Below are 23,597 nucleotides of genomic sequence, written 5' to 3' on the forward strand. Positions count from 1 at the left end.
AAAAACGTTGTTTATGTATGTGAAATGACGTATAAAACAAATGTTAGAAATGTATTACTGTAAATAAAAAAGGGGAAAAGATGAAGAAAATAACAAAAATAAGTCTAGCAGCTATACTGGGTGTCTCCATGGTGGCACCTGCTATGGCGATAGATACAGGCATTAAAGGCCTAACCCAAAGCGGTCGAATTAAGTTGGGAGCGTCTGTACTATACGATCTACCAGATCAAGGTAATAAAGCAGGCCCTGCAAACTGGATTATAGAATCTAAAACAACGTACCGCCCGAATAGACAGTGGAGTTTCATTGGGAATTTCTGGTTACGAGGTGACATGTCTTCACAGTTCACCAGCTATGACTCACCAAATGGTGGTTTACCCGATCAAGTCAATGGTGCAATTGTGCCAGGTACGGGCGCTTTTACGCAAAATGCTAACTTCAATCTAAACTCAAGTAATTGCTCAGGCAACGCATATTGTGCTGAGATGGACGATGAATTAGAAGTGTTAAAAGATTGGGAAGATGTTATTCGTGAATTATCAGTTAAATATCGCGATAAGAAAAACCGGTTCTCCATAAAAGCAGGTCGTTTCCAACGTGGCTGGGGTCAATCAGATGGTTTACGATTAATGGATGTATTGCATGCTCAAGACTTGCGTCAACGTTTTGCATTTACAGACTCTGATGAGCTTCGCTTACCAGCTTTAATGGTGTCAGCTGATTTTAACTTCAGAAAGCTTGGTATAGAGGGGCCGTTTAAAGCTATTGGTATGAAAAATCCATCTTTGGAAATTAACTTTGTGCCAGAAGTTCAAACATCAAACTTTATTATTAACAACCCAACACCAGGCGATCAGACATCAGGCGGTATTTTTGGTTTAGATTGGGCTGATGTGAATGACACAACAGAAAATGGACCAGGCTTAGTTGGACTAGGTTTTAATTTATATGACAATAAACCAAATCGTCTCAGCTTAACCGATGCAGAATGGTCTATGCGCTTAAAGTTTGGAGCACTAGGTGGCTCAGCAACCATTAATGCGTTTTACGGACAACAAGATTTACCTGTTTCAAAATTGTTAGGCTCTACATTAATTATTGGCGATGGCACAAATAATCCAAATGCAGCAGGAGCAATTACACTTCCTACTTTTGACGCAGCAACAACTGAAGCAATTGTACATGGACAAGGTGGTTATCTTGATTGGTTAAGATCAGCAGACAATTTTGCTAAAACCGGTGCAGCTCCGTTAGGCAGCCCTTTAACATTGCTTGCCGGCTGTGATGATCCATTAACACCTGTAGTGGAGGGTCCAGCTTGTTCTATCAATGGTGAAGTTGAGCTGGACTATGATTATCGCCAATTGATGGTTGGATTTACCTTTGCTCGTGATTTAAGTGACTTTATCAGAATTGGACGCAAAAGCTCTGCACCAACTGTACGTTTAGAAATGTCACATGAGTTTGATCACCCATTTAATCGTTCTAGAGTTAGCCCAGGCGCAACATTCGGACCATTTGATGGTAGTTTGGCGGGTGAAGTAACTGGTTCAGGTGTACTAGCTGTAGAAGCAAGCCGTAATATTGTGAAAGAAGATATTACTTCAACCATGATCGGCTTCGATTTCCCATTATGGGTACCGGGTTGGGAATCACAAGCTAAATCTATCTTCACTAGTTTACAATTATTTGATATCTACACACATAATTCAGATCAAGGCCTATTGCAACAATCACCCTATGCCTTTACTGAAATACAAGATCATCAAAACTTTGTAACCTTTGCTTGGAATGCACCATTAGATAACCAACGATTAGTACTAGATGGTTTATACATACGTGATTTCCAAGGCTCAGGTGATTACTACCGTCAACGTATTGATTTTAACTACTTTGGCGATTCATGGCGTCCACGTGTAGAAATCGCTCATTTCTCTGGCAACAAAGAAAGCGCACCAATTGGTACTTTTAATAATTCAGATTATGTTGAAGTATCTTTAACGTACCAGTTCTAAGTAATTAGAATAACTACCTATCACTTATTGAAAAGTGGTAGGTAGTTATTAATAATGTAAGTGAATTAAATTAAGAAATAAGGGTAATGGAGATATAAATGAAAAATAAAATATTACAAATGAAACTGGCAGCTGCCGGCATAGCGCTTGGGCTTGGCATGTCAACTGCACCTGCAATGGCAGATACCAATCGTGCATTAGAAGCTTGGAAAGCTTTTGCAGCTGAAGAAAATAACCCTCGATATGATAAATGGGTTGAATTACTTTCAGACCCAGAAGCAATTAAGTTAGCTAAAGAATGGAAAGCATTACGTGGTTATGATGCTTACGATCTATTTGATAAAGAAGAAATTCCTGCTGAACTAAAACCGGGCTTGATTATTACAGCGGAAAATAAAGCTGATTTTCCTTGGTTACCTAAGTATTTAACACAGGAGACATATGATGCAATTGGTGCTCCGTGGGGTAACATCCGAAAAATTAAAATTGTTCCTTCAAATACCTATTATTTACATAAAGGGTATCTAAAAGGTAATAAAGCAATGGCAGAGCAAAATACCAAGCTCACATTTGACGAAACTGGACAACCAATTTATGAAGATGGTTCATATGCATTATTATCTGGTCCTGCTGCAACGGCATTACCTTTCTTAGTTAACCCTAAAAATGGGCTTGAATTAAACTGGAACAATGTTGCAGCTTCAGTTGCAACAGATACATTAGAGTTTGACAGTGCTTACATGAATTCTTGTACACCTGACAGTAAGGCAGATAGACAATATAGAGCGAATTTATGGTGGTGGCATTATCATGAGAGACACAACACCGCACCATTTGGTGATATTGAAGGCAAAGGGGACATGGTTGAAGGTGGCGCAATATTTATGTTTGAGCCGAATGATGTTCGTGGATTGGCAGGTGTACGTCAACGTTATGCTTCTGGAACAAAAGAAGATGATTTCAAAATTTTCCTACCAAGTTTAAGACGCACACGTTTATTAACAGGTACTGACTCGCAAGATCCATTAGCATCTGGTCTTGAATTATCTTGGGATGATTGGCGTGGCAATTGGATTAAAACAAATATTGAAAACTTTGAATATAACCTAGTTGGAGAAGCACTTATTTTATCTCCAACTAATACAATGCATTCAACAGGTGGTTTAGAGGCATTTACTATTGATGAAGAGCGTTGTGGAGTTGATTATGTAGAGATGGAATTACGTCCTACCTATATTTTAGAACAAGTTGACAAAACCGGTAAATACCAGTATTCAAAATTACGTTATTACTATGACAAAGAAGACTACTCAATCGCTACAAGGAAAACTTGGGATCCAAGAGGTAATCTTTTCAGATCTTATGTTGATGCACGCGACTTTTTACCAGCAACAGGTGTTAGTGTCTGGGGTGCCTTACTTATTAGAAACAGTGTTAGTCATAGAACATCAACCATGTGGATGAATTCAACATGGGAAAATTTAGATGAAATTGTAGATGAATCTATGTTTGATGTGGATCAACTAAGAGATTATCAGTAATAGAAACACTTAATATTAAGCATTAATAATCAAAGCAGTGGAACGAAAGTTTCACTGCTTTTTTTATGCCTTATGTCATTAAGACATGAAATATTGCTAGGCGATAAGATACGAATTAAATAGTATATTTACAAAAAAAGGGAGAGGAATGTATACAATAATTAAAAATTTACTGTTCTGTTTTATGTTATTGATCTTAAGTGCTTGTGATGAACAAAATAAAACGACCAATAAAGAAGAATTAGTACCAAAAAGCCCTATTGAACAAATAAACAGACAAATAAGTGAAGTACCAGAAGATGTCGGTGTTCACTATTATGGTCTTGAACAAAATTTACAGCGTTATTCACCTCTAACACAAATTAATGATGGCAATGTGCATCAATTGAAACCATCTTGGGTGTTATCCCTTGGTGATAATAGAGGGCAGCAAACACAACCGTTAGTTATTAATGGGGTTATGTATATTACAAGCCACAACGCGACATATGCAGTCGATGCAAGATCTGGTCGTCAAATATGGAAAAGCACCATTCAATACCCTGCAGAAACGCTAACTTGCTGTGGTGTTACGAACAGAGGAGCAACTTGGTACAACGATGTGCTGTATCGCGCCACGCCGGATAATAGGTTGCTAGCCCTTAATCCAAAAAATGGAAAAACCATTTGGGAAAAACGAACAGCAGAGATAGAGTTTGGTTATTCAATGACCAGTGCCCCCCTTGTTGCTAATAATGTAGTGATTACTGGTGTAGCAGGTGGAGAATTTGGCGCTAGGGGGTTCTTAGATGGCTGGGATCCAAAAACAGGTGAACATTTATGGCGCTTCCATACTATACCCAAGCCGGGAGAAAAGGGGAGTGAGAGTTGGCAAGGTGATGAGTGGGAGCATGGTGGAGGGCCGACATGGTTGATAGGCTCGTATGATAAAGAACTAGACCTTGTGTATTGGGGGGTTGGTAATAAGTCGCCTTGGAATATGAGAGAAGGAGCAAAAGATAATTTATATACGCAAAGTATGTTGGCTATTAGACCTAAAACGGGTGAGTTGATCTGGCATTATCAATTTACCCCAAATGATGGCTTTGATTATGACGCTGTTAATGACCCAATACTTACTGAGATTGAGGTTGATGGAAAACAACGGAAGGTCTTGATACAAGCCAATAGGAATGGGTTTTTTTATGTACTTGACCGTAGCACTGGTAAGTTATTAAGGGCCAATAAATTTGTCGATAAAGTGACATGGGCTGATGGAATTGATATGGAGACAGGGCGACCAATTATATCTGAGCGCGTTAAAAACATGATTAAGACAGGAGAAACAACCGAGATATGGCCCTCGGCTTTTGGTGGTAAAAACTTAGCGCCGATGTCTTATAGCCCAACAACAGGGTTAGCATATGCTAATACCTTTAATATCGGCTGGAAATATACCCCCGTTGAGCAGCCCTATAAAAAAGGTGTTTTTTATATTGGAGCACGGTTTGAATGGGCTTTTCCAGAAGGGCCCAAGGGGTATTTAAGGGCGATTGATCCATTAACGGGTAAAGCAAAATGGCAATTCCCAACAGCTATTCCTATGAATGGTGGGACCTTAGTCACGGAAGGTAACCTTGTTTTTTCGGGTGCACAAACTGGAGAATTATATGCATTAAATGCACAGACTGGAGAAAAACTGTGGGAGTTCCGTACAGGGTCTGGGATTATCGCACCGCCAATTACTTATCAATTAGAAGGTAAGCAATATATTGCTATTGCCAGTGGTATTGGTGGCGTTTACAACAGCTTATCAAATGATATAAACCTAAAAAACATTAACCCAGGTGGATCTGTTTGGGTCTTTGAATTAGGAAATGGTGGGGATACGAGTACAGTCCATGCTGAAACGATTCAGCCACCCAAAGCCCCTGATGCACAGGCAGTAAGTAAAAAGCTAAAGTCATGGTCAAGCACGGTTAAAAAAGGCGCTGAGCTATACGAGCAAGCCTGCTCTCATTGTCATGGTGTGGAAATGAAAACGTCGGGAACGACATTTGACCTTCGTACATTTCCGAAGAATGATAAGGCAAGGTTTATTAATTCAGTGATTAATGGCAAGGGTTCTATGCCAGCCTGGGGCAATAAGCTATCAAAGGAAGAAATTGAGGCAATACACGAATATGTTATTAATTAATGTGAATATTGCATGAACTCAGTAGGATCTAAGAGTTAGGCCGCACAGTAAAAAACAATTGTTGGTTAAGATCTTAGGTGTATGTGTTGATATATTGCTAGTAAGATAGAAGTAGTCGGTCGACTATAAATAAGTATCGTTAAGGTTGGAGTGGGTTTAACCTCACAATTTGATTCCTTCTCGATTTTGTAGATAAAAGCATTTTACTGTTAGGTATAAAGTTATTTAGGTAAAATTAAAAAAGGCGATCGAGAGCTTGAGTGCTTAATGACGAACGGTAGTCGTGTTGTACTCGATGATAATATGAATTTCTTTAATTTTAATAAAAAGGTATAAGCAATGGGATGGTTAGATAATAAAGTAGTATTGATTACAGGGGGAGCCTCAGGCATTGGTTTGGCAATAGTTGAACGATTTGTTGAAGAAGGTGCAAAATTATGTGTGATGGATCGATCACAGGAAGGTATTGATGCACTAGAAAAAACACACGCTGGTTCTGTTGTGGGTATAGTCGGAGATGTCCGGTCATTAGCGTCAAACAAAGTAGCAGTTGAAAAAGCAGTTTCTACTTTCGGAAAGTTGGATGTATTTGTTGGTAATGCAGGCATTTGGGATTATATGGTACCCCTAGAAGCACAACCTGAAGATAAGGTTGAAGAAATTGCCGATGAAATTTTTTCGGTTAACGTTAAGGGATATTTATTAGGTGCAAAAGCGGCGTTACCTGAGCTTAGAAAAACAAAAGGTAATATGATCTTTACAGCATCCACATCAAGCTATTATACCGGTGGTGGCGGACCAATCTATGTTGCCTCTAAACATGCTGTTATTGGTTTGATAAAGCAACTTGCCTATGAAGTGGCACCAGATATTAGAGTTAATGGTGTTGCGCCAGGTGGTACGGTAACAAACTTAGGTGGTAGTAATGCAGCAGGTCAGGCAGAGAATAAGCTAAACGAAGTACCGGGCATTGATAAAATCATTGCTGATATGACGCCGATGGGTTTCATAGCTGAACCCGAGGATCATGTAGGGGCTTATTTATTATTAGCATCAGAGCAATCTAAATATATTACCGCAACGGTCATTAATTCTGATGGCGGTGTTGGTGTTGGGAAACGACCAGAGTAAAAAGCAGAAAAAAAAGCCTCAATATTTAAAATATTGAGGCTTTTTTTGTGCTCGTTATATTTTAGATAGGGTAAGGAACATAACGAGGTAATACGTTAGTATCAACAACGGCTTTACGTTGAATAAAGCTGGCGCCATTTTCAACTAATACGATATCTTCATATCGGCCAACACATAAAAGTTCACTTTTCTCAACAAGATTCTGGGTGTAGAAAATAGAAAAATTATAGTTAGCTTGGTAACGATTATTACCTAAATCTTTAATAGAAGTCAGCTGAGTCATGTGTCTCATTTGATAATGTTCAGTTGAATCATTTTGAATGACCGTGACCTGGGTGACTCTGTCTTGCAGGCGTTCATATTTATCATCGAGCATAAAGGCAATAGGAAAACCCTTAGATTCATTTTCATTTGAAATCAAAGTATAGCTGCCTTGTTTATTAAAACAGGCTAACCATTTTTCCATATCTAAATTGTCGAGCGCACAAATATAGTCTCTATTTAAGTTCTCAATACTAAAAATTACGTTAGGTTCAATCTCGCTCATGCTTCTGCCCTCTTAAAGCCCATTAATTTTCTATAGTGTTCCCAACGTGGTAGGTTTCCAGATTCATCATTTTGCCCAACCTGAAGTTCAAGTTGGTATTCGTCTTTAACACCTTTCTGGAATATTGCCATACCAGGTGTTTTATTACCCTTATCAATGCGGGAAAAAACAGAGGCATCTTCCATGCTGATTAAACCACTAGGGCCAAGCAAGTTACTAGATTGGCGAATTCTATGCGCAATCATTTCATCGTCATCATCTTCATGAGTGAAATATGCGTAATGGACTTCAATGCCTTTAGGGCCTTTAGGAAAAGCATAACGAATATTTAGCATATCCATATGTTTGGAATAAACAGTAAGAGGGAATTGCATTTGTACAATGGAGCCTGTACTGGTTTCGGTACCTTTAAAATCTAATATAGAGGCGTCTTTTAGGGCCGTAATGTCATCAGGGATTTTAAGTTCAGATTCAAAGGATAAATGACCATTTTCAGATACATTTTGAACACCTTTGCCACCCTGCCAGTTAAGCATTTTAAAAGCTAGGTGAAGGAGTGGAGCGTGATAACCATCGTTATCGCAGTATGCTTTCCAGTTACAGTCATAATGAACTTTTTGATAGCCAATGAACTTTAAACGCCCGTCACCACCAAGGATTCGACTAAGAGGTTCGTAGAAGTTTTCACCGAGATATTCCTTAAGAGGAGCAACTGTCTCGCTCATAGTAATAAAATATAAGCCACAGAATTCTTCTGTTCGGAAGGTGGGTAAACTAAAGTTTTTCTTGTCAAAATCGGGTGTAAATTCACGGCTATTTGGGCAACCGACTAACTCACCTTCAGGGCTGAATAGCCAACGATGGTAAGGGCATTCAAATTCTGTTTTGTTGCCTAAACTTTCGGTAACAAGGGTTGTGCCTCGATGAGTACAGGCGTTTTGAAAGATACGAATCTTATTGTCTTCACCGCGCACAGCGAAAACAGGGATTTCACCCAAATCAGCAGCCTTATAATCGCCGATATTTGGGATTTCACTTTGATGAACGATTGGGTGCCATTCGGCACCATAAAAGATATTTTCAAGTTCTTTTGGCCATAAATCAGCCCGTTCGAAAACCTCTTTAGGTACTTCATTATATTTAGCCGGCCATTCTAGTGTGGCACTGTTATTAGGTATTTGCGTCATGTTCTCTCCTATTGGTTAATCGTAAAAAGAATATATATAGTTTTTTAAAAGTGACCTATTGTTTTTGTCTTTGAATTTGATATATGTCACTAAGGCCTCTTAGCGGGCAGATGAGTTTGCAAGTTGCTCCAATTTTTTAAGTTCTAAAATTTGAATTTTACGTCCATCCTTATTAATGCAGCCGGTATCAATGAGTTTGGAAAAAGACCGGCTGACTGTCTCAACAGCCAGTCCAAGGTGGCTGGCAATATCTTGGCGAGTCATCGGTAGTTGAAATGAGGATGACTGTAAATTAGAGGATGAAATACGACTATGATATAAAATCAAAAAGGCTGCTAATCGAGACGAGGCGGACTGTAGGGATATGATGTTTTGCACGCGACTCATGGAAGCTAAGGCGGTGCTATACAGCTTCACTGAGAAGTCAGACAAGGTTGGAAACTCCTTACGCAACATACGCAGCGAGGGGTAGTCTATTTTACAAGCTAAACTGGCTTCAAGGGCATCAGCACTGTTTAGTGTCATTCCAAGCCCTACACTGTCCAGACCGATGACTTCACCGGGCAGAAAAAAGTTGTGTACATGTTCGGTGCCATGAGGTGAAATCATTTTTGTTTTAAATGAACCTGTCTTAACAACATATAAAAAGCTTGTTTCAGTGTGCTGTTGAAATAATGCCTCGCCCATTTTGTATGGGATATTAGTTTGGACTATATTTTCAAAGCGAAATAGCTTGTTGGCCGGCATTCCAGAAGGGACGCATTGTTTTGCGAGCACACATTCGACACAGTTGGAAGCGGCTTTGTTTTTTTGCATAGCAGGCAACGCCGTTTTTATTATAAGCCCTACTGTAAACTATAATTAGATAGATTCAAAACTTTTTAAAGCGATGAAAAAAAGCCCCTAATGCAAGGCATTAGAGGCTTTTGTTTTACTGCTAGAGTAGGATTTAGAAGTCCATTATTTCTCGGTAACCTTTCCATAAGCCTCGGATCAAACCTTCAGTAACAAGGTGGTCGTCTCCCTTCGCTTCATCACCAGCCATACGGATAACGTTTGTAAACTCACCATCCCTGATAATGGCATTTTGGCACAATTCTGTTGACTCGCCATCTTCCATTGAGATAAGTCCAGCAGGTCCAATAAGGTTAAATTGCTTTAAACGAATATTTCTAAGTTCTTCGGTGTCATCTTTATAACCAAAGTAAGTCCAGACTAACTCAAATTCATCCTTACCTTTCGGTAAGATCTGACGAAAAGCGAGGGTATTTTGGATTTGCTGTACAACTAACGAAGGAAATAATGACAAGATAACTAACGTCACGCCATCTTCGAATTCTTGTTTGCCAGCTAATATAGAGGCATCTTTAAGTTCGTATTCGCCAGTTTGAAGCGTTCTAAGCTTATCTTTCTTCATGTCATCAAGAGCGGTCTCATCTTCAGTGCCACCACTTGCCCATAGGACCGAGTGATAGTCGTTGTTGGCGATGGACTCACCTTTTTGTGAAGATCTATATAGCCCAAAGGTTGCATGGAAGAGATGTAACAAGCTTGCATGGTAAGGGTCTTTGGTGTTTTCTGAGTAGAACTTCCAGTTCCCTTTAATATACTGTCTAGTTGTGCCTAGTATTTCTATCGGCTTATTTAGCAGTCGACGCATATGGTAGCTAACATCATCGCCCATATATTCTTCAATATCCGGTGTATCATCACTAAAGGTACCAAAAATCGCACCATGGTAATTAACTACACGGACCTTACGAAGACCGTGCTTCTTTTTATCAAAGTCTTTTGGCATGCCACCTTTGCCAGCGAGTCCACGCTGGAAGGGGACCCCATGAAGGTCACCCTTCGCATCATAAGCCCATTGGTGATATACGCAGGTGTATGCACCATCTTCAGACTTACCGTGACGCTCTCGACAAATCTCAGCGCCACGGTGAGCACAACGGTTAACCCAAGCATAGATTTCATCATCTTGCCCACGGGTAACCACAACAGGGGTATCACCAATATAGGTTGATTTGAAGCTACCTTTTTCTGGCAACTCTGCATCAGCGGCTAAAAAATTCCACGTTGGGCCATTGTAGATTCTGGCTTGCTCCAGATCGTAGACTTCCTGATCATTAAAAACGGAATACGGTACTGAAGTGTGGCTTTCGTCAGCAGACCATTTTAAATGTGGAGGTGTTATTGCATTCATTTTTTTTCTCCTTAAACAGGGATCACCAATAGGGTAGTGATTCGATGAGTGTCGTAAATAGCGCTTCGTTTTTTAAATTTAAGAACGCCTTTATCGCGGACAATCTCATCAACATAACGGCCAACGTTATAAACAGTACTTTCCCCGTCATTACAGGTTTTAAATACAGCATAATTTGACTGTACGTGAAATGTTTCGCCGTCATCAGTTGTAATAACAGGGTTGCTAATAATATGGCGATACCATTGAACTTGATAGACATTAGCATGACGTAACGCGGTAATGCGGTCCTCTAGCATACCGCGGCTATCACACCACATCACAGCGGTTGGTAAGCCTATTTCATGGTTTTCTCTTGGAATGATTTGATATAAGCACTGGTCAGTAAAAAAATTTGGCCAGTTTTCTAAATCATCATCATCGATGCATTGAACATAGCTGTTAAGTAGGTCTTCTATTTCGCTTTTTAGTTCAAGGGTTATAGCATTGTTTGGCATATGGCCTCCTCTTTTTGTTTTTTTTGGATAAATTTAACCGTTGAGTATACGGGGGTCTTTTTATAAGAAAATGACTATGATCAAAAAAAGCCTCTTTATCAGCTAAAGAGGCTTTTTGACATGATAATAGTTAATGAGTTTTTAAGAGTTATCTATTAAATTCATTTTAGCAATAAGTTTTTGGATATCGACGTTAACATCATTATCAATTAACGCAGCCACGCGATTAATGGTACAGACAACTGACCCTCGCATGCTATGTACATAATAAGAATCTAATGGGTAAACAACGGAAGGGTCGTGTGATGCGCGTAGGTGACTAAGTTGGCTGATGCCCATAATAGCAAGGCCAGCTGCTTCAGCGTGAGCCATAAGTCGTTCAGCGCGATCTTCGGTAATGTTGCCGATATACTCTGTTAAAAAAGGAGGAGTGATGGCGCCTTTCCCTGCAACAGTTTCACGCCAGCGCACAGCGCCAACAATGCCTTCAATATCTAATAGGGACTCAAAAGGAACGGGTGTAGACATAAAATTCTCCTAAGGTTTTTCTATATTGATTATCTGTTTTTTATAGTAATGTTGCTATAGAGGTTAGCGCAGGAGTTAGGAGAATGGCAACTTATTATTCTGTTTTTATTACATAATTTATAATGGGGTTGAAATGGAATTGATGTAGATCAATCACAACATATGTTTTTTAAAAAATAATGTTATGCTAATATTTACTAAATTTTTTATAAAAATAATTATTAGCGTTAATGTTTTAACTAGGAGAGCCTAAATAATGAACAAAAAGCCAATTGTAGCAACAATGATAGGCGATCCAGCGGGTATAGGACCAGAGGTCGTTGCTAAGGCATGGGCCAGCGGTGAAATTCATCAATACTGTGAACCTGTTTTAGTGGGTAGTGCAGACGTGATGCAAGATGTTGTTGATGAGAATCAATTGTCATTAACGATTAATATGATTCAATCGGTTGATGAGAAGACAAATGATCCTGCTGTTATAGATATTTTGGATTCAGGGAAATTTGACATGGGAAGTTACACCAAGGGGCAAGATAACGTGTCTTGTGGTCAAATTAGCGCTAATTGGCTTGAAGAAATGGATCAGCTAGCGTTGTCTGGAGCAGTAGATGCAACGGTTATGGCGCCAATTAGCTCAGTATCAATGAAAATGGCCAATGTGCTTGATAAGATTATTGAAATTGAGCCAGGACATAGTTATTTATTTCTAATTAGCGGCCCCTTAAGAGTGATGCATTTAACGGACCATATTCCTTTGCGTGATGTATGTGAACTGATTAGTAAAGACCTTGTGGCGGGTGCTATTGAAAAACTCAATGACTCGCTAATAGAGTGGGGTATTAGTGATCCGCGAATAGTTGTGGCAGGACTTAATCCGCATGCGAGTGGTGCAGAAGAAGACAATGAAATTAGACCAGGTGTTGAGCAAGCAAAAGCATTGGGTATCAACGTCGAAGGGCCGATGCCACCAGACTCCGTTTTCAGACAATGTATAGAAGATAAATATGATGTTGTGTTGGCAATGTTTCATGACCAAGGGCACATTGCAATTAAAACATGGGGGTTTTCAGGTAATTGCGCCTTGATCATGGGGCCTCCATACCTTCATATGTCTGTGGCACATGGTACGGCTTATGACCTCGTTGGAACAGGTAAGGCAGACCATACAATGATGCTAGAAGCGATTAAGTTGACGGGTAATTTAGCTGCAGGTAACGGCTTTTTTAGCGAATAAAGTTGTAGGGTTGCTGGAACAGTATGCTCTGTCTATTGTCTTATGTAGACATGCTCGATAGATAGGTATTTTAAAGCAACTAATCTTAAGGCTACTCCTAAATTGAAGGGTATATTCAATGGGAGGGCTTCTTGAATTAATAATAGGAGAACAGTTATATGAATGCGCAAGAAATAATCAATAAAATCGATGTTAATGGTAATCATTCCCCTTTCGCAACTTATTTAGATGAAGATGTCTTTAAGTTGGAACAAGAAAATTTATACCGTGGAAAGGTTTGGTCATATATCGGTCTAGATGTTGAGGTGCCTCAACCAGGCGATTACAAAACAACTTTTGTGGGCGATACACCCATCGTGTTGACGAGAGGCGAAGATGGTAGTCTTAATGCGTGGGTCAATCGTTGTGCGCATAAAGGTGCGGTTATTTGTCGTGAACGCCATGGGCATTCTGATGATGGTGCTTTTACCTGTGTTTATCATCAGTGGGCATATGATGCCAAAGGTGATTTAAAAGGTGTACCTTTTAGGCGGGGTATGAAAGGGCAAGGCGGTTATGCAAAAGACTTTGATATGAAAAATCATGGTCTAGAAACATTACGTGTTCAGACGGTAGCACAAATGATTTTTGCAACCTTTGACCCAGAAACACCTGATTTAGAAGAGTTTCTTGGCGAAAAAATGTGTGAAAACATTAGGCGTATTATGCATAAGCCGCTTAAGTTAATTGGGCATACTCGCCAGTTTATGAAAGGCAATTGGAAGGCCTATGCTGAAAACAGTCGAGACAGCTACCATGGTGCCTTATTGCATTTATTTTACCCAACATTTGGTATTTATCGTCAGGGGCAAATTAGTGAAGGGATAACCGATAAAGTGGGTTGTCATAACTATTTTAATGTTTCAGCGCCGCCTAAAGAGGATCTTGATTATAAAGATTATGCGGACGAGGCGAATAGAGAAATGCAAGGCCCACATCAGTTACAGGACACACGGGTTTTAAACTTTATTCCTGAGCGGGATGATAATGTTGCCTTAAGTATTCAGTCGCTTTTTCCAAGTGTCGTCCTGCAGCAAATTCAAAATACATTAGCAGCTCGTCAAGTGCTGCCTAAAAGTACAAATGAAACAGAACTAGTTTGGACATTTTTTGGTTATGAGGATGATGATGCGGCTATGGATGAGCATCGGTTGCGTAATATCAATCTAGTTGGGCCTGCTGGTTTAATATCAATGGAAGATGGCGAGGCTGTCGAATTGGTTCAAAACGGCGTCCACCGTGATGGAGAATTGCGTTCATTTATTGAAATGGGTGGTAATGATGTTGAAGATTACACCAGCCCAATGGGCATGGATGAAAATGCTGTGCGAGGGTTTTGGAAAGGTTATCGAGCAGTAATGGCTAGAGACTAAATTTAAGTAAGGGGGTATGAAATGGTAGATATTAATAAACTGGTTGATACGAAGGCATCGACACAGTCAAAAGAAGTTTTTTGGGATCAAGAGGTTTATGATCGGGAAATAAAAAATATTTTTGGGCGGAGTTGGTTGTTCCTAACGCATGAATGTATGCTGGAAAAGAAGGGTGACTTTATTACCACCAAAATGGCTGAAGATTCAGTGATCGTTACTCGCCATACTGATGGTTCATTAAAGGCATTTGTTAACTCATGTACGCATAGAGGTAATAGCATTTGTTCGGCAGACAGTGGTAATACCAAGTCATTTGTATGTAACTATCATGGCTGGGTGTTTTCGACCGATGGAAAGTTGGTGGATGTGCCATTAAGAGAAAAATGCTACCACGATGAGTTGGATAGAGATTCGTTAAGCTTAAAAACCATCAGAGTTGAGAGCTATCGAGGTTTTGTTTTTGGCTGTTTTGATGAAACAGCACCTAGCTTAGAAGACTTTTTAGGCGACTGGGGTTGGTACTTAGATACATGGATGGTAGGTGCTGGCGAAGGGGCTGAATTGGTTGGTCCGCCGATGAAATCTATTCTCAAATGTAACTGGAAAGTACCAACTGAAAACTTTGTGGGTGATGGCTACCATGTTGGGTGGACACATGCATCTGCTCTACATGTATTGGGTGGAGAGTTGGGTGGACTAGCTGGAAACCAAGCTGAGATGCCATTTGATGAGTTAGGGATTCAAGTCACAACGCGCCATGGGCATGGTTTTGGTGTTATTGATAATGCAGCCATCGCTATTCATGCGAAAAGAGATGAGTATGCTAAATATATGGAAGAGACCATACCCAAGGTGGCAGAGAACCTTGGAGAGCCAAGAGCAAAGTTATTTAATGGCCATTGGAACTGCTCAACCTTCCCAAATTGTTCTTTTTTATATGGAACCAATATCTTTAAGGTATGGCACCCACGTGGGCCACATGAAATTGAAGTTTGGTCTTGGGTCATTGTGCACAAAGATATGAGTGACGAAGGCAAAAGAGAAGTTGTTAAACAAGCAGTTAGAAGTTTCGGTACGGCGGGTACATTGGAAAGTGATGACGGTGATAATATGGTGCAATCAACGCACGTTAATAGAGGCAATTATACGCGTGAGGGTACGATGAACTCAACGATGGGGCAAGGGTATGAAGGTGAGCACCCAGATTACCCGGGTATTGTGGGTTCAAGTTTTATTGGAGAAACATCGTATCGAGGGTTTTATCGCTTTTATCAAGAAATGATGTCGGCTGATAGCTGGGATGATATACGTGCAAACGATGAACATTGGGCTGATTGTTTCCCAAATAAAAATTATTGGAAAGACCGAATAGCGGCTAAGGCGGCAGAGGCAGAGGGCGAATAAGATGCATAATACTGAAGCGAAAGAACGTGTATCTTCAGAGCTACATTACGAGTTATCTCAACATTATTATCAAGAAGCGACGTTGCTTCAAAATGGAGAGTTTAATACATGGATTGAGACCTTTGTTGCCAAAGATTTGCATTACTGGATGCCAGTGACAGAGCGCCGTTACGCTAAAGATAAGCGCCCTGAACCTACGCCATATGACATGGCAATATATAATGACGATTATGATGAGGTAAAGGATCGAGTAGCGCGCTTGCTGACAGGGGCGGTGTGGATGGAAGATCCACGCTCAACGGTTCGTTATCTTATTACCAATATTGAGGCGTTTCATACTGATAAAGACGATGAGTTTGTTGTGCGCAGTAATTTTGTCGTGTATCGCCATAGAGGACAGTTAGAACACTCCGAGCATGTAGGCTGCCGTCAAGATTTAATACGAAAAGTGGGTAATGGCTTTCAGTTAGCACGGCGTAAGGTGTCTCTAGATGCTAGAGTAACGGAAGATAAAAATTTATATATATTCTTCTGATCGATAAGCGGTAAGTTTTAAAACTAAAATAAGAGGATTTAACAAATGGTAAAAGTAATAGAGTTAGGCTATATGGGGTTTAACGTCACAGATATGGACGCATGGCGTGAGTACGCAACGAAATGTGTTGGTTTGGAAATTGAAGAAGGTGATCGCGATGATCGCTTTTACCTAAGAATGGATGGTCAGCATCACCGCTTTACAGTTCATCAATCAGATGAAGACGATTTGGCATATGCAGGATGGAGAGTAAAAGGCTTTGAAGAATTCAAAGCGATGCAGCAACACTTAACAGCTAATGGCGTTGATTTTCGTGTAGCGTCTGAAGAAGAATGTGAAGAGCGTTTCGTTTTAGGCCTGCTTAAATTAGAGGACCCATCAGGCAACCCGACAGAAATTTTTTACAGCCCTCAAATGGATGTAATGAAGCCTTTTCACCCGGGTCGACCAATGTATGGCAAGTTTCTAACTGGTAACCAAGGTATTGGGCATTTCATTATTCGTTCACTAGATGATGATGCCACATATGCATTTTATTCAATGTTAGGCCTTGAAGGATCTGTTGAATATAAAATTAAGTTACCTAATGGCATGATTGCAAAACCTGTTTTTATGCACTGTAACGATCGTCAGCACTCATTGGCATTTGGACTTGGCCCGATGGAAAAAAGAATCAATCATTTAATGTTAGAGTACACAGAGCTGGATGATTTGGGCATAGCCCACGATACAGCGCGTAGAGAAGGTATTGATGTGGCGATGCAGCTTGGAAAGCATTCGAATGACCAAGCCTATACGTTCTACTTTGCTACACCATCTGGATGGTTGTTAGAATTAGGCCATGGCGCACGTGAAGCAGTGAGAGAGCAAGAGCATTACACTGGTGATATTTTTGGTCACAAGCCAGAAGCTACCGGTTATGGAATGAATGTTGATATTTAAGTAATATTTAGTATCAAAAAAAGGGCGCCTTTGGCGCCCTTTTTATTGTGCAGATAGCAATCAATGACATGATTAGCTAGAGCAAGATGATTGAGTGTTAATGATGATTCATTAGGGTATCGCAAATGCGCTGAAAAGCAGGTGTTAACATGTCACGATATTTTTCATCAATATCAACATCTTTCATGGCTTGTTGCATGCAGTGCATCCAAGCATTGGATGCTTGCTGATCAATCTTAAAGGGCTTATGTTGTTTAGTAATGCAGGGGCTGCCATGTTTCGCAACATATAGCGGTGGGCCACCTAACCAACCAGAAAGGTACTCAAATAAACCATCTCGAATATTGGTTAAGTCATCTTTATGCATGGCTCGAATAGTTTTTGCCTCTTCGTCCGAGTCCATAATGTCGTAAAACCGATTAACTAGCTTACGGACGCCTTCTTCGCCGCCAATCCAGTCATACATTGTTGTTTGTTGTTCGCTTGTTTGGTTTGCTTCGCTCATGGTCTATCCTGCATTAATTTTAGCGTAAATGTTAACTGTCGCATGATGCAGAAATATCAACCATGATCCAAATCAAATTACAGTAATTTTTCAAGTCCGCTGAGCGTATTGTCAAGTAAGGTGATTAATACTAAAGTAGCTTAGATATCAACCTTAATAAAAGGAACAGCGCTTGAAGCATAATACAATTCCCATGCCGGACGAGAAGGGTTACTTTGGTGAGTACGGTGGACAGGTTATACCGCCTGATCTTGTTGCCATCATGAATGACATTAACAGAGCTTACCAAGAAATTTCAAAGACACCGTCTTTTAAAGATGAGTTAAATGATTTGTACACCCATTATGTGGGACGTCCAAGTCCTATTTTTTATGCGAAACGATTAACGGAAAAGTTAGGTGGTGCTAAAATTTTTCTAAAAAGAGAGGATCTAAACCATACGGGTGCGCATAAGATAAATCATTGCCTTGGCGAGGCATTATTAGCACGACACATGGGTAAAACTAAGGTGATCGCTGAAACAGGAGCGGGTCAGCATGGGGTGGCGTTAGCAACGGCTTGTGCCCTAGTGGGTATCGATTGCGAAATTCACATGGGTGAGGTGGATATTGAAAAAGAACGCCCTAATGTGACGAAGATGAAAATATTGGGTTGTACTTTAGTACCGGTCAGTCGTGGGACGAGAACATTGAAGGACGCTGTAGATAGTGCGTTTGAAGAATACTTAAAAGACCCAGTTAATTTTATTTATGCGATTGGCTCGGTTGTTGGGCCGCACCCTTTCCCCATGATGGTAAGAGACTTCCAAAGCATTATAGGTAAAGAAGCGCGCGCGCAGTTTCTTGAGGAGCAGGGGCGTTTGCCTGATGTTATTACTGCATGTGTTGGTGGTGGTTCAAATGCAATAGGACTATTTACAGCTTTTTTGGACGACGAATTGGTTGATATTGTTGGGGTGGAGCCAGCAGGACGAGGCTTAGAAAAAGGTGAGCATGCGGCAACCATGAGTAAAGGGGTTAAAGGAGCTTTGCATGGATTTGAGTGCTACAACTTACAAGATCAATCAGGTGAGCCGCTACCTGTCTATTCGATTGCATCAGGGTTGGATTATCCAGGGGTTGGACCTCAGCACTGTTTGTTAAAAGATTTGGGTCGAGCGAAATATGTTGCTATAGATGATGAAGAGTGTATTGATGCCTTTATGACCTTATCAAGGGTAGAAGGCATTATCCCAGCACTAGAAAGCGCACATGCTGTGGCGTACGCGATGAAAATAGCAAAAAAAATGAGCTCAAATGAGACGATTTTAGTCAATCTATCTGGTCGTGGTGATAAGGATGCTGACTTTATAGCAGATAAGTTAGGGTTGTAGGCGGCCCGTTGTCTGGAGAAAAGCAGCGCAATTGTTAAGGCCTCGACGAGCTTAAACTAGTTAATCAACTTAGAGTCTTTGATGGGTTATTGAAAAGAAGATAATTGGCAGGACCTTAGCAACAAAAAAGACTGGGCAGGTTAAATTTAGTAGGGCAGTTCCAGCGCATTGCACAGGTAGTCCATCAAATCGCTGGCGACTTTAAAGCGGTGATGGATTGTTTTAGTTACATTAGGGCTTAAAATTTCTTCATGAGTTAAAGGGTGGATAGCAATAAAGTCCTTACGTTTTAAATCATTAATCATCGGGTGATCTTTTGCGTAACCTCGCGGGTAGGTTTTTAATGAGTCACCTGACAATGTATAATATCGTTTGAAAGTATTGTGGCGTGTAATGTTTTTCCAAGCATTAGGGCTGTCACTAATCATCTCTCTAATATTGCTTAACGCTTTACTGTTGGGCCGCCAAATACCGGCACCAACAAAGCAAGTGTCAGGTGAGATATGTAGATAGAACCCAGGGGCGTGGACATCCTTGCCAGCAGTATGTCTAAACTGGATGCCTATATTCGTTTTATACGGTGTTTTATCGTTACTGAAACGCGCATCTCGATAAATGCGCATTAATGAGCCACCTGTTTTTTTGGCCACTGCAGTAAAATTAGGAGAGAGTGATTTTATACTAGGCTCCATGGCCTCAATAAAAGCCAAAGACGGTTCACGGACACTTTGTTCATAAAGCGATTTTCTTTCATTAAACCAAGGGCGATTATTGTTATTTGATAATTGTTGAAGGAAAGAAAGTGTTTGATGGTTGAAAAAGGAAGTATTCATTGGATTAGTCGATCTAAAGTTGATTTAAAACACGGCTTGTTTGTTTAGTGTGAATATAATATTCTTTATAGGTTAACAATGTTTGAATTAAGAGGAGAGGCATGACAAGTTATAACGTAAAAATCAGCGGACAGGAACTGGAGTTTGCTTGTGAGGAAGGAGATACTATTTTGCGTGCAGCACTACGCGCAGGTGTAGGCATGCCTTACGAATGTAATTCAGGTGGTTGTGGTGCCTGTAAAGTTGAAGTGTTAAACGGTGAAGTGGAGAATATTTGGGAAGATGCGCCGGGCCTGTCACCTCGTGATATTAAAAAAGGTCGCAAATTGAGCTGTCAATGTATTCCAACTGAAGACCTTGAGATTAAGGTTCGCTTAAACCCCGAAGCGATGCCGTTACATAAGCCAATTAAGGGTAAGGCCGTTTTATTTGAAATAAATAAACTAACAGAAGATATGGCAGAGTTTTGCTTTAAAACGGAGCATCCTGCTCATTTTAAAGCAGGGCAATTTGCCTTATTAGATTTCCCGGGCATTACAGGCTCACGTGGTTATTCAATGTGTAACCTGCCAAATGAGGAAGGTGAGTGGCGTTTTATTATTAAGAAAATGCCAGACGGTAGTGCTACCACAACTTTATTTGAAGATTATGAAGTGGGTGCGGAGATTGTAATCGACGGGCCTTATGGTTTGGCATATTTGAAACCAGAAATTCCAAGAGATATCGTTTGTGTGGGTGGTGGTTCAGGCTTGTCACCCGAGATGTCGATCATTAAGGCAGCTGCCAGAGATCCTCAGCTAAGTGATAGAAATATTTATTTGTTCTACGGAGGTCGTACACCAAGTGATATTTGTCCGCCTAAGCTTATTGAAGCAGATGATGATTTACGTGGCCGAGTGAAGAATTTCAATGCCGTATCAGACGTTGAAGCAGCCGAAGCAGCAGGGTGGAATGGTGATGTTGGGTTTATCCATGAGTTGTTAGGAAAAACATTGGGAGAAAAACTTCCAGAGCACGAATTTTATTTCTGTGGCCCTCCTCCTATGACAGATGCTTTAACACGTATGCTGATGACTGAATACAAAGTGCCGTTTGATCAAATTCATTACGATCGTTTTTATTAAAATAATATTAAAGGGTCTGCGAATTTCTACTGGTATTCGGTATGATAGCCAGAAATTGTAAGAAAAACTAATAACACTAACAAAGAGCTAAAATTATGAGCAATATAGTATTATGTAAAACAGATGAGGTTAAAGACGAAGCGCCTGTTGCTGTAACGCCTGAAGGTTTTCCAGCATTAGCAGTCTATGTATTTGAAGGTGAATACTATGTTACGGACAATTTGTGTACGCATGGAATGGCGATGCTGACAGATGGTTATCAAGACGGTGATGAAGTTGAATGCCCATTCCATGGCGGCGCGTTCTCCATTAAGACAGGTGATCCAACTTCATTCCCTTGCCAGATACCGATTAAAACGTACCCTGTTACAGTTGAAGATGGCAATATTTGTATTCCAGCCGCTGAATAAGGTTAGCTAAGATTATGCAAGAATCAATAGACTTTTATTTTGACATGATGAGCCCATTTAGTTATTTGGCTCATACTCAGTTACCCGATTTGGCGAGAAAGTATGGTTTAACCGTTAAGTATTTGCCGATGAGTATCCCAGTAGCAAAAATTGCTGCGGGTAATTACGGGCCTTCAAATAGAGAGGTGCCTGCCAAAATTAAAGTGATGTTGCAAGACATTAAACGCTGGGCAGCACATTATGATGTGCCGTTTACGTTTCCTAAAAACCTTGAAATAGAGCCTTGGAATATTGGTGTTTTATATGCCAATGATAAAGATCAAGCAGAAGCCTATGTCAATGCAGCTTATGCAAAGATCTGGGCAGATGGTTGTGACCCAACAGACATGGCCGAGCTATCGCAAGTAGCAGATCAACTGGGTTGGAATGCGGATGAGTTTATTGCCTATGTGCAGTCAAATGAAGGGCAGACTCGTTTTCGTAAAGCTTGTGTAGAGGCACATAAAGAGGGTGTCTTTGGTGCCCCTATTATGATGTTAGATGACCAAGCCTGGTGGGGTAATGATCGCTTCATGTTTATGGAAGAGTATCTTAAAGATCGGAAAAATTAAGTTAAGTTCTTCAGCATTTTAATATGTGTGAACCTAGCTTCTTGAAATGGCTTCCCTGTAATATGGAAGCCATTTTTTTTATAAAAACCAACAGCGCTTTGTTGTGCGTGGCAAGTTAATTGTTGGAGTCCTTGAAGTCTTGCTTGCTTAGTGATCTGCTTTAGTAATTGATTGCCCAGTCCTTGTGTGCGGTAACTCTTTAGAACGGCCATTCTTCCAAACTGACCATTATCAGCAAGTCGAGCTGTGGCGATAGGTGTATTGTTGCCATTAAAAATAACAACATGTAAAAAGTGATTATCTTGTTTATCTAGTTCTAGTTGCTGGGGAATCCCTTGTTCTTCAACAAATACAGATAACCGAACAGTCCGACAATAGGGTTCTAAGTCAGACCAAGAGCCTGTTTTAATAAGTATGCTCAATATTAAGGTATAGCTACTTCTGTGAGCAGTGCTGTAGAGGCGGCCTTGCTTGAGGTGCTGTTATCTTGAAGTGCTAGCCGATGCTCGATGATTGATGGTGTAATGGCTTGAATATCTTCGGGGTATACGTTATCGCGATTATCAATCAGCGCCCATGATTTTGCTGCTTGAATTAACGCGATGCCGGCCCTTGGGGATAGGCCTTGGCTAAACAAAGGAGAGGTTCGAGAAAAGGCCAATAAGGCTTGAACGTAAGCGATCAATGGTTCGGCAACATGGACGGTTTGGACCTGTTGTTGAAGCGCAATCAGCTGGTCAGCGCTAATAATAGGCTGACACGACTCGAGTTTTAAACGAGTGCTGGTGCCAGTGAGCAGCTGTTTTTCGGATGCTGAGTCCGGGTATCCAATAGATAGTCGCATTAAGAACCGGTCTAGCTGAGACTCAGGTAAAGCAAAGGTGCCAATTTGATGTCCAGGATTCTGAGTGGCAACTACAATAAAAGGGTTGCTCATTGGGTAAGTCTTTTTTTCAATAGTGATCTGGCGTTCTTCCATGGCCTCAAGCAGAGCGCTTTGTGTTTTTGGGGTAGCACGGTTAATTTCATCGGCCAAAATAAAGTTGGAAAAAATAGGCCCAGGGTGAAATTCAAAATTACTATTGTCACGGTCAAAAATACTTGAGCCAATAATATCGGCAGGTAATAAATCGCTGGTAAATTGAATACGTTGAAAATTTAATCCAAGTAAGATGGCAAAGCTATGAGCCAGGGTGGTTTTGCCAACGCCGGGAATATCTTCTATCAACAGATGCCCTTTTGCCAAAATACAGGCTAACGCTAATTTAATTGTTTTATCTTTACCTAAAATGATTGAATTTGTTTGCTCTAAAAAAGCTTGAATAAGTTGGTTCATAAGGCGTTGGCAAGGGTGCTGGTTAACGTTGTATAGGTTTATTCTAGCAAATAG

General features: G+C 40.4%; 23 protein-coding genes. 13 read left to right on the forward strand and 10 right to left on the reverse strand.

Going from position 1 to position 23,597, the window contains the following annotated elements; translation table 11 throughout:
* Positions 1-80 precede the first annotated feature (80 nt).
* From CPC19_RS01610 to hcaB, 4 genes are all read left to right on the forward strand, one after another.
* Positions 81-2,015, forward strand: coding sequence for a hypothetical protein (locus tag CPC19_RS01610; RefSeq protein ID WP_016390228.1), 1,935 nt, complete (start codon positions 81-83; stop codon positions 2,013-2,015).
* A 98-nt stretch (positions 2,016-2,113) separates the two neighbouring features.
* The gene (locus CPC19_RS01615) at positions 2,114-3,556 is read left to right on the forward strand and encodes an outer membrane lipoprotein-sorting protein (RefSeq protein ID WP_016390227.1); all 1,443 of its coding nucleotides are present in this window, start codon (positions 2,114-2,116) and stop codon (positions 3,554-3,556) included.
* Between the two features lie 148 nt (positions 3,557-3,704).
* Positions 3,705-5,732, forward strand: a complete 2,028-nt coding sequence (locus CPC19_RS01620; RefSeq protein WP_016390226.1) for a PQQ-dependent dehydrogenase, methanol/ethanol family — start codon at positions 3,705-3,707, stop codon at positions 5,730-5,732.
* 339 nt (positions 5,733-6,071) lie between these two features.
* Positions 6,072-6,863 (forward strand): 3-(cis-5,6-dihydroxycyclohexa-1,3-dien-1-yl)propanoate dehydrogenase, encoded by a 792-nt coding sequence (gene hcaB, locus CPC19_RS01625; RefSeq protein ID WP_016390225.1) that lies wholly within the window; start codon positions 6,072-6,074, stop codon positions 6,861-6,863.
* A gap of 61 nt (positions 6,864-6,924) precedes the next feature.
* On the opposite strand, the gene CPC19_RS01630 is transcribed toward hcaB, so the two are convergent.
* From CPC19_RS01630 to CPC19_RS01655, 6 genes are all read right to left on the reverse strand, one after another.
* Positions 6,925-7,410, reverse strand: coding sequence for an aromatic-ring-hydroxylating dioxygenase subunit beta (locus tag CPC19_RS01630; RefSeq protein WP_015007036.1), 486 nt, complete (start codon positions 7,408-7,410; stop codon positions 6,925-6,927).
* Positions 7,407-8,597 (reverse strand): aromatic ring-hydroxylating dioxygenase subunit alpha, encoded by a 1,191-nt coding sequence (locus CPC19_RS01635; protein WP_016390224.1) that lies wholly within the window; start codon positions 8,595-8,597, stop codon positions 7,407-7,409. The genes CPC19_RS01630 and CPC19_RS01635 overlap by 4 nt, the downstream gene beginning before the upstream one ends.
* A 99-nt stretch (positions 8,598-8,696) precedes the next feature.
* Positions 8,697-9,413, reverse strand: a complete 717-nt coding sequence (locus CPC19_RS01640) for a Crp/Fnr family transcriptional regulator (protein ID WP_016390223.1) — start codon at positions 9,411-9,413, stop codon at positions 8,697-8,699.
* 133 nt (positions 9,414-9,546) lie between these two features.
* Positions 9,547-10,800: an aromatic ring-hydroxylating dioxygenase subunit alpha gene (locus tag CPC19_RS01645; protein ID WP_020933215.1), complete on the reverse strand. Its 1,254-nt coding sequence runs from the start codon at positions 10,798-10,800 to the stop codon at positions 9,547-9,549.
* 11 nt (positions 10,801-10,811) lie between these two features.
* Positions 10,812-11,297 carry an aromatic-ring-hydroxylating dioxygenase subunit beta gene (locus tag CPC19_RS01650; RefSeq protein WP_015007032.1) on the reverse strand — a complete coding sequence of 162 codons (486 nt, stop codon included), beginning with the start codon at positions 11,295-11,297 and terminating at the stop codon, positions 10,812-10,814.
* A 141-nt stretch (positions 11,298-11,438) separates the two neighbouring features.
* The gene (locus CPC19_RS01655) at positions 11,439-11,825 is read right to left on the reverse strand and encodes a hypothetical protein (protein ID WP_015007031.1); all 387 of its coding nucleotides are present in this window, start codon (positions 11,823-11,825) and stop codon (positions 11,439-11,441) included.
* Positions 11,826-12,081: 256 nt separating this feature from the next.
* Here CPC19_RS01655 and CPC19_RS01660 point away from each other — a divergent pair, with 256 nt between their 5' ends.
* From CPC19_RS01660 to bphC, 5 genes are all read left to right on the forward strand, one after another.
* Positions 12,082-13,059: a PdxA family protein gene (locus CPC19_RS01660; protein ID WP_016391026.1), complete on the forward strand. Its 978-nt coding sequence runs from the start codon at positions 12,082-12,084 to the stop codon at positions 13,057-13,059.
* 158 nt (positions 13,060-13,217) lie between these two features.
* Positions 13,218-14,471 (forward strand): Rieske 2Fe-2S domain-containing protein, encoded by a 1,254-nt coding sequence (locus CPC19_RS01665; RefSeq protein ID WP_016391027.1) that lies wholly within the window; start codon positions 13,218-13,220, stop codon positions 14,469-14,471.
* Positions 14,472-14,492: 21 nt separating this feature from the next.
* Entirely contained in the window at positions 14,493-15,875 is a 1,383-nt protein-coding gene (locus CPC19_RS01670; protein WP_016391028.1) for an SRPBCC family protein, read from the forward strand.
* Position 15,876: 1 nt separating this feature from the next.
* Positions 15,877-16,410 carry a 3-phenylpropionate/cinnamic acid dioxygenase subunit beta gene (locus CPC19_RS01675; protein WP_015007027.1) on the forward strand — a complete coding sequence of 178 codons (534 nt, stop codon included), beginning with the start codon at positions 15,877-15,879 and terminating at the stop codon, positions 16,408-16,410.
* Between the two features lie 45 nt (positions 16,411-16,455).
* The gene (bphC, locus tag CPC19_RS01680; RefSeq protein ID WP_015007026.1) at positions 16,456-17,352 is read left to right on the forward strand and encodes a biphenyl-2,3-diol 1,2-dioxygenase; all 897 of its coding nucleotides are present in this window, start codon (positions 16,456-16,458) and stop codon (positions 17,350-17,352) included.
* Between the two features lie 97 nt (positions 17,353-17,449).
* Here bphC and CPC19_RS01685 read toward each other — a convergent pair whose 3' ends face one another.
* Positions 17,450-17,857: a group II truncated hemoglobin gene (locus CPC19_RS01685; RefSeq protein WP_016391029.1), complete on the reverse strand. Its 408-nt coding sequence runs from the start codon at positions 17,855-17,857 to the stop codon at positions 17,450-17,452.
* A 193-nt stretch (positions 17,858-18,050) separates the two neighbouring features.
* On the opposite strand from CPC19_RS01685, the gene trpB reads away from it, so the two are divergent.
* Entirely contained in the window at positions 18,051-19,229 is a 1,179-nt protein-coding gene (gene trpB / locus CPC19_RS01690; protein ID WP_035851154.1) for a tryptophan synthase subunit beta, read from the forward strand.
* 146 nt (positions 19,230-19,375) lie between these two features.
* Here trpB and CPC19_RS01695 read toward each other — a convergent pair whose 3' ends face one another.
* Positions 19,376-20,062, reverse strand: a complete 687-nt coding sequence (locus CPC19_RS01695) for a DUF2461 domain-containing protein (protein ID WP_015007023.1) — start codon at positions 20,060-20,062, stop codon at positions 19,376-19,378.
* 101 nt (positions 20,063-20,163) lie between these two features.
* Here CPC19_RS01695 and CPC19_RS01700 point away from each other — a divergent pair, with 101 nt between their 5' ends.
* From CPC19_RS01700 to CPC19_RS01710, 3 genes are all read left to right on the forward strand, one after another.
* Positions 20,164-21,186, forward strand: coding sequence for a 2Fe-2S iron-sulfur cluster-binding protein (locus CPC19_RS01700; protein WP_015007022.1), 1,023 nt, complete (start codon positions 20,164-20,166; stop codon positions 21,184-21,186).
* 95 nt (positions 21,187-21,281) lie between these two features.
* Positions 21,282-21,596, forward strand: a complete 315-nt coding sequence (locus tag CPC19_RS01705; protein WP_015007021.1) for a non-heme iron oxygenase ferredoxin subunit — start codon at positions 21,282-21,284, stop codon at positions 21,594-21,596.
* A 14-nt stretch (positions 21,597-21,610) separates the two neighbouring features.
* Positions 21,611-22,207 carry a 2-hydroxychromene-2-carboxylate isomerase gene (locus CPC19_RS01710; RefSeq protein ID WP_015007020.1) on the forward strand — a complete coding sequence of 199 codons (597 nt, stop codon included), beginning with the start codon at positions 21,611-21,613 and terminating at the stop codon, positions 22,205-22,207.
* On the opposite strand, the gene CPC19_RS01715 is transcribed toward CPC19_RS01710, so the two are convergent.
* Entirely contained in the window at positions 22,204-22,629 is a 426-nt protein-coding gene (locus CPC19_RS01715) for a GNAT family N-acetyltransferase (protein WP_016391031.1), read from the reverse strand. The genes CPC19_RS01710 and CPC19_RS01715 overlap by 4 nt on opposite strands.
* Before the next feature lie 2 nt (positions 22,630-22,631).
* The gene (locus CPC19_RS01720; protein ID WP_015007018.1) at positions 22,632-23,543 is read right to left on the reverse strand and encodes a MoxR family ATPase; all 912 of its coding nucleotides are present in this window, start codon (positions 23,541-23,543) and stop codon (positions 22,632-22,634) included.
* Positions 23,544-23,597 lie beyond the last annotated feature (54 nt).

The organism is Cycloclasticus sp. PY97N (genome assembly GCF_002443175.1).
Lineage (GTDB): Bacteria > Pseudomonadota > Gammaproteobacteria > Methylococcales > Cycloclasticaceae > Cycloclasticus > Cycloclasticus pugetii.

Excerpts from the sequence above, each read along its gene's own strand:
- CPC19_RS01610 (WP_016390228.1), top strand. The coding sequence starts at position 81 with ATGAAGAAAATAACAAAAATAAGTCTAGCAGCTATACTGGGTGTCTCC.
- CPC19_RS01615 (WP_016390227.1), top strand. The coding sequence starts at position 2,114 with ATGAAAAATAAAATATTACAAATGAAACTGGCAGCTGCCGGCATAGCG.
- CPC19_RS01620 (WP_016390226.1), top strand. The coding sequence starts at position 3,705 with ATGTATACAATAATTAAAAATTTACTGTTCTGTTTTATGTTATTGATC.
- hcaB (WP_016390225.1), top strand. The coding sequence starts at position 6,072 with ATGGGATGGTTAGATAATAAAGTAGTATTGATTACAGGGGGAGCCTCA.
- CPC19_RS01630 (WP_015007036.1), bottom strand. The coding sequence starts at position 7,410 with ATGAGCGAGATTGAACCTAACGTAATTTTTAGTATTGAGAACTTAAAT.
- CPC19_RS01635 (WP_016390224.1), bottom strand. The coding sequence starts at position 8,597 with ATGACGCAAATACCTAATAACAGTGCCACACTAGAATGGCCGGCTAAA.
- CPC19_RS01640 (WP_016390223.1), bottom strand. The coding sequence starts at position 9,413 with ATGCAAAAAAACAAAGCCGCTTCCAACTGTGTCGAATGTGTGCTCGCA.
- CPC19_RS01645 (WP_020933215.1), bottom strand. The coding sequence starts at position 10,800 with ATGAATGCAATAACACCTCCACATTTAAAATGGTCTGCTGACGAAAGC.
- CPC19_RS01650 (WP_015007032.1), bottom strand. The coding sequence starts at position 11,297 with ATGCCAAACAATGCTATAACCCTTGAACTAAAAAGCGAAATAGAAGAC.
- CPC19_RS01655 (WP_015007031.1), bottom strand. The coding sequence starts at position 11,825 with ATGTCTACACCCGTTCCTTTTGAGTCCCTATTAGATATTGAAGGCATT.
- CPC19_RS01660 (WP_016391026.1), top strand. The coding sequence starts at position 12,082 with ATGAACAAAAAGCCAATTGTAGCAACAATGATAGGCGATCCAGCGGGT.
- CPC19_RS01665 (WP_016391027.1), top strand. The coding sequence starts at position 13,218 with ATGAATGCGCAAGAAATAATCAATAAAATCGATGTTAATGGTAATCAT.
- CPC19_RS01670 (WP_016391028.1), top strand. The coding sequence starts at position 14,493 with ATGGTAGATATTAATAAACTGGTTGATACGAAGGCATCGACACAGTCA.
- CPC19_RS01675 (WP_015007027.1), top strand. The coding sequence starts at position 15,877 with ATGCATAATACTGAAGCGAAAGAACGTGTATCTTCAGAGCTACATTAC.
- bphC (WP_015007026.1), top strand. The coding sequence starts at position 16,456 with ATGGTAAAAGTAATAGAGTTAGGCTATATGGGGTTTAACGTCACAGAT.
- CPC19_RS01685 (WP_016391029.1), bottom strand. The coding sequence starts at position 17,857 with ATGAGCGAAGCAAACCAAACAAGCGAACAACAAACAACAATGTATGAC.
- trpB (WP_035851154.1), top strand. The coding sequence starts at position 18,051 with ATGCCGGACGAGAAGGGTTACTTTGGTGAGTACGGTGGACAGGTTATA.
- CPC19_RS01695 (WP_015007023.1), bottom strand. The coding sequence starts at position 20,062 with ATGAATACTTCCTTTTTCAACCATCAAACACTTTCTTTCCTTCAACAA.
- CPC19_RS01700 (WP_015007022.1), top strand. The coding sequence starts at position 20,164 with ATGACAAGTTATAACGTAAAAATCAGCGGACAGGAACTGGAGTTTGCT.
- CPC19_RS01705 (WP_015007021.1), top strand. The coding sequence starts at position 21,282 with ATGAGCAATATAGTATTATGTAAAACAGATGAGGTTAAAGACGAAGCG.
- CPC19_RS01710 (WP_015007020.1), top strand. The coding sequence starts at position 21,611 with ATGCAAGAATCAATAGACTTTTATTTTGACATGATGAGCCCATTTAGT.
- CPC19_RS01720 (WP_015007018.1), bottom strand. The coding sequence starts at position 23,543 with ATGAACCAACTTATTCAAGCTTTTTTAGAGCAAACAAATTCAATCATT.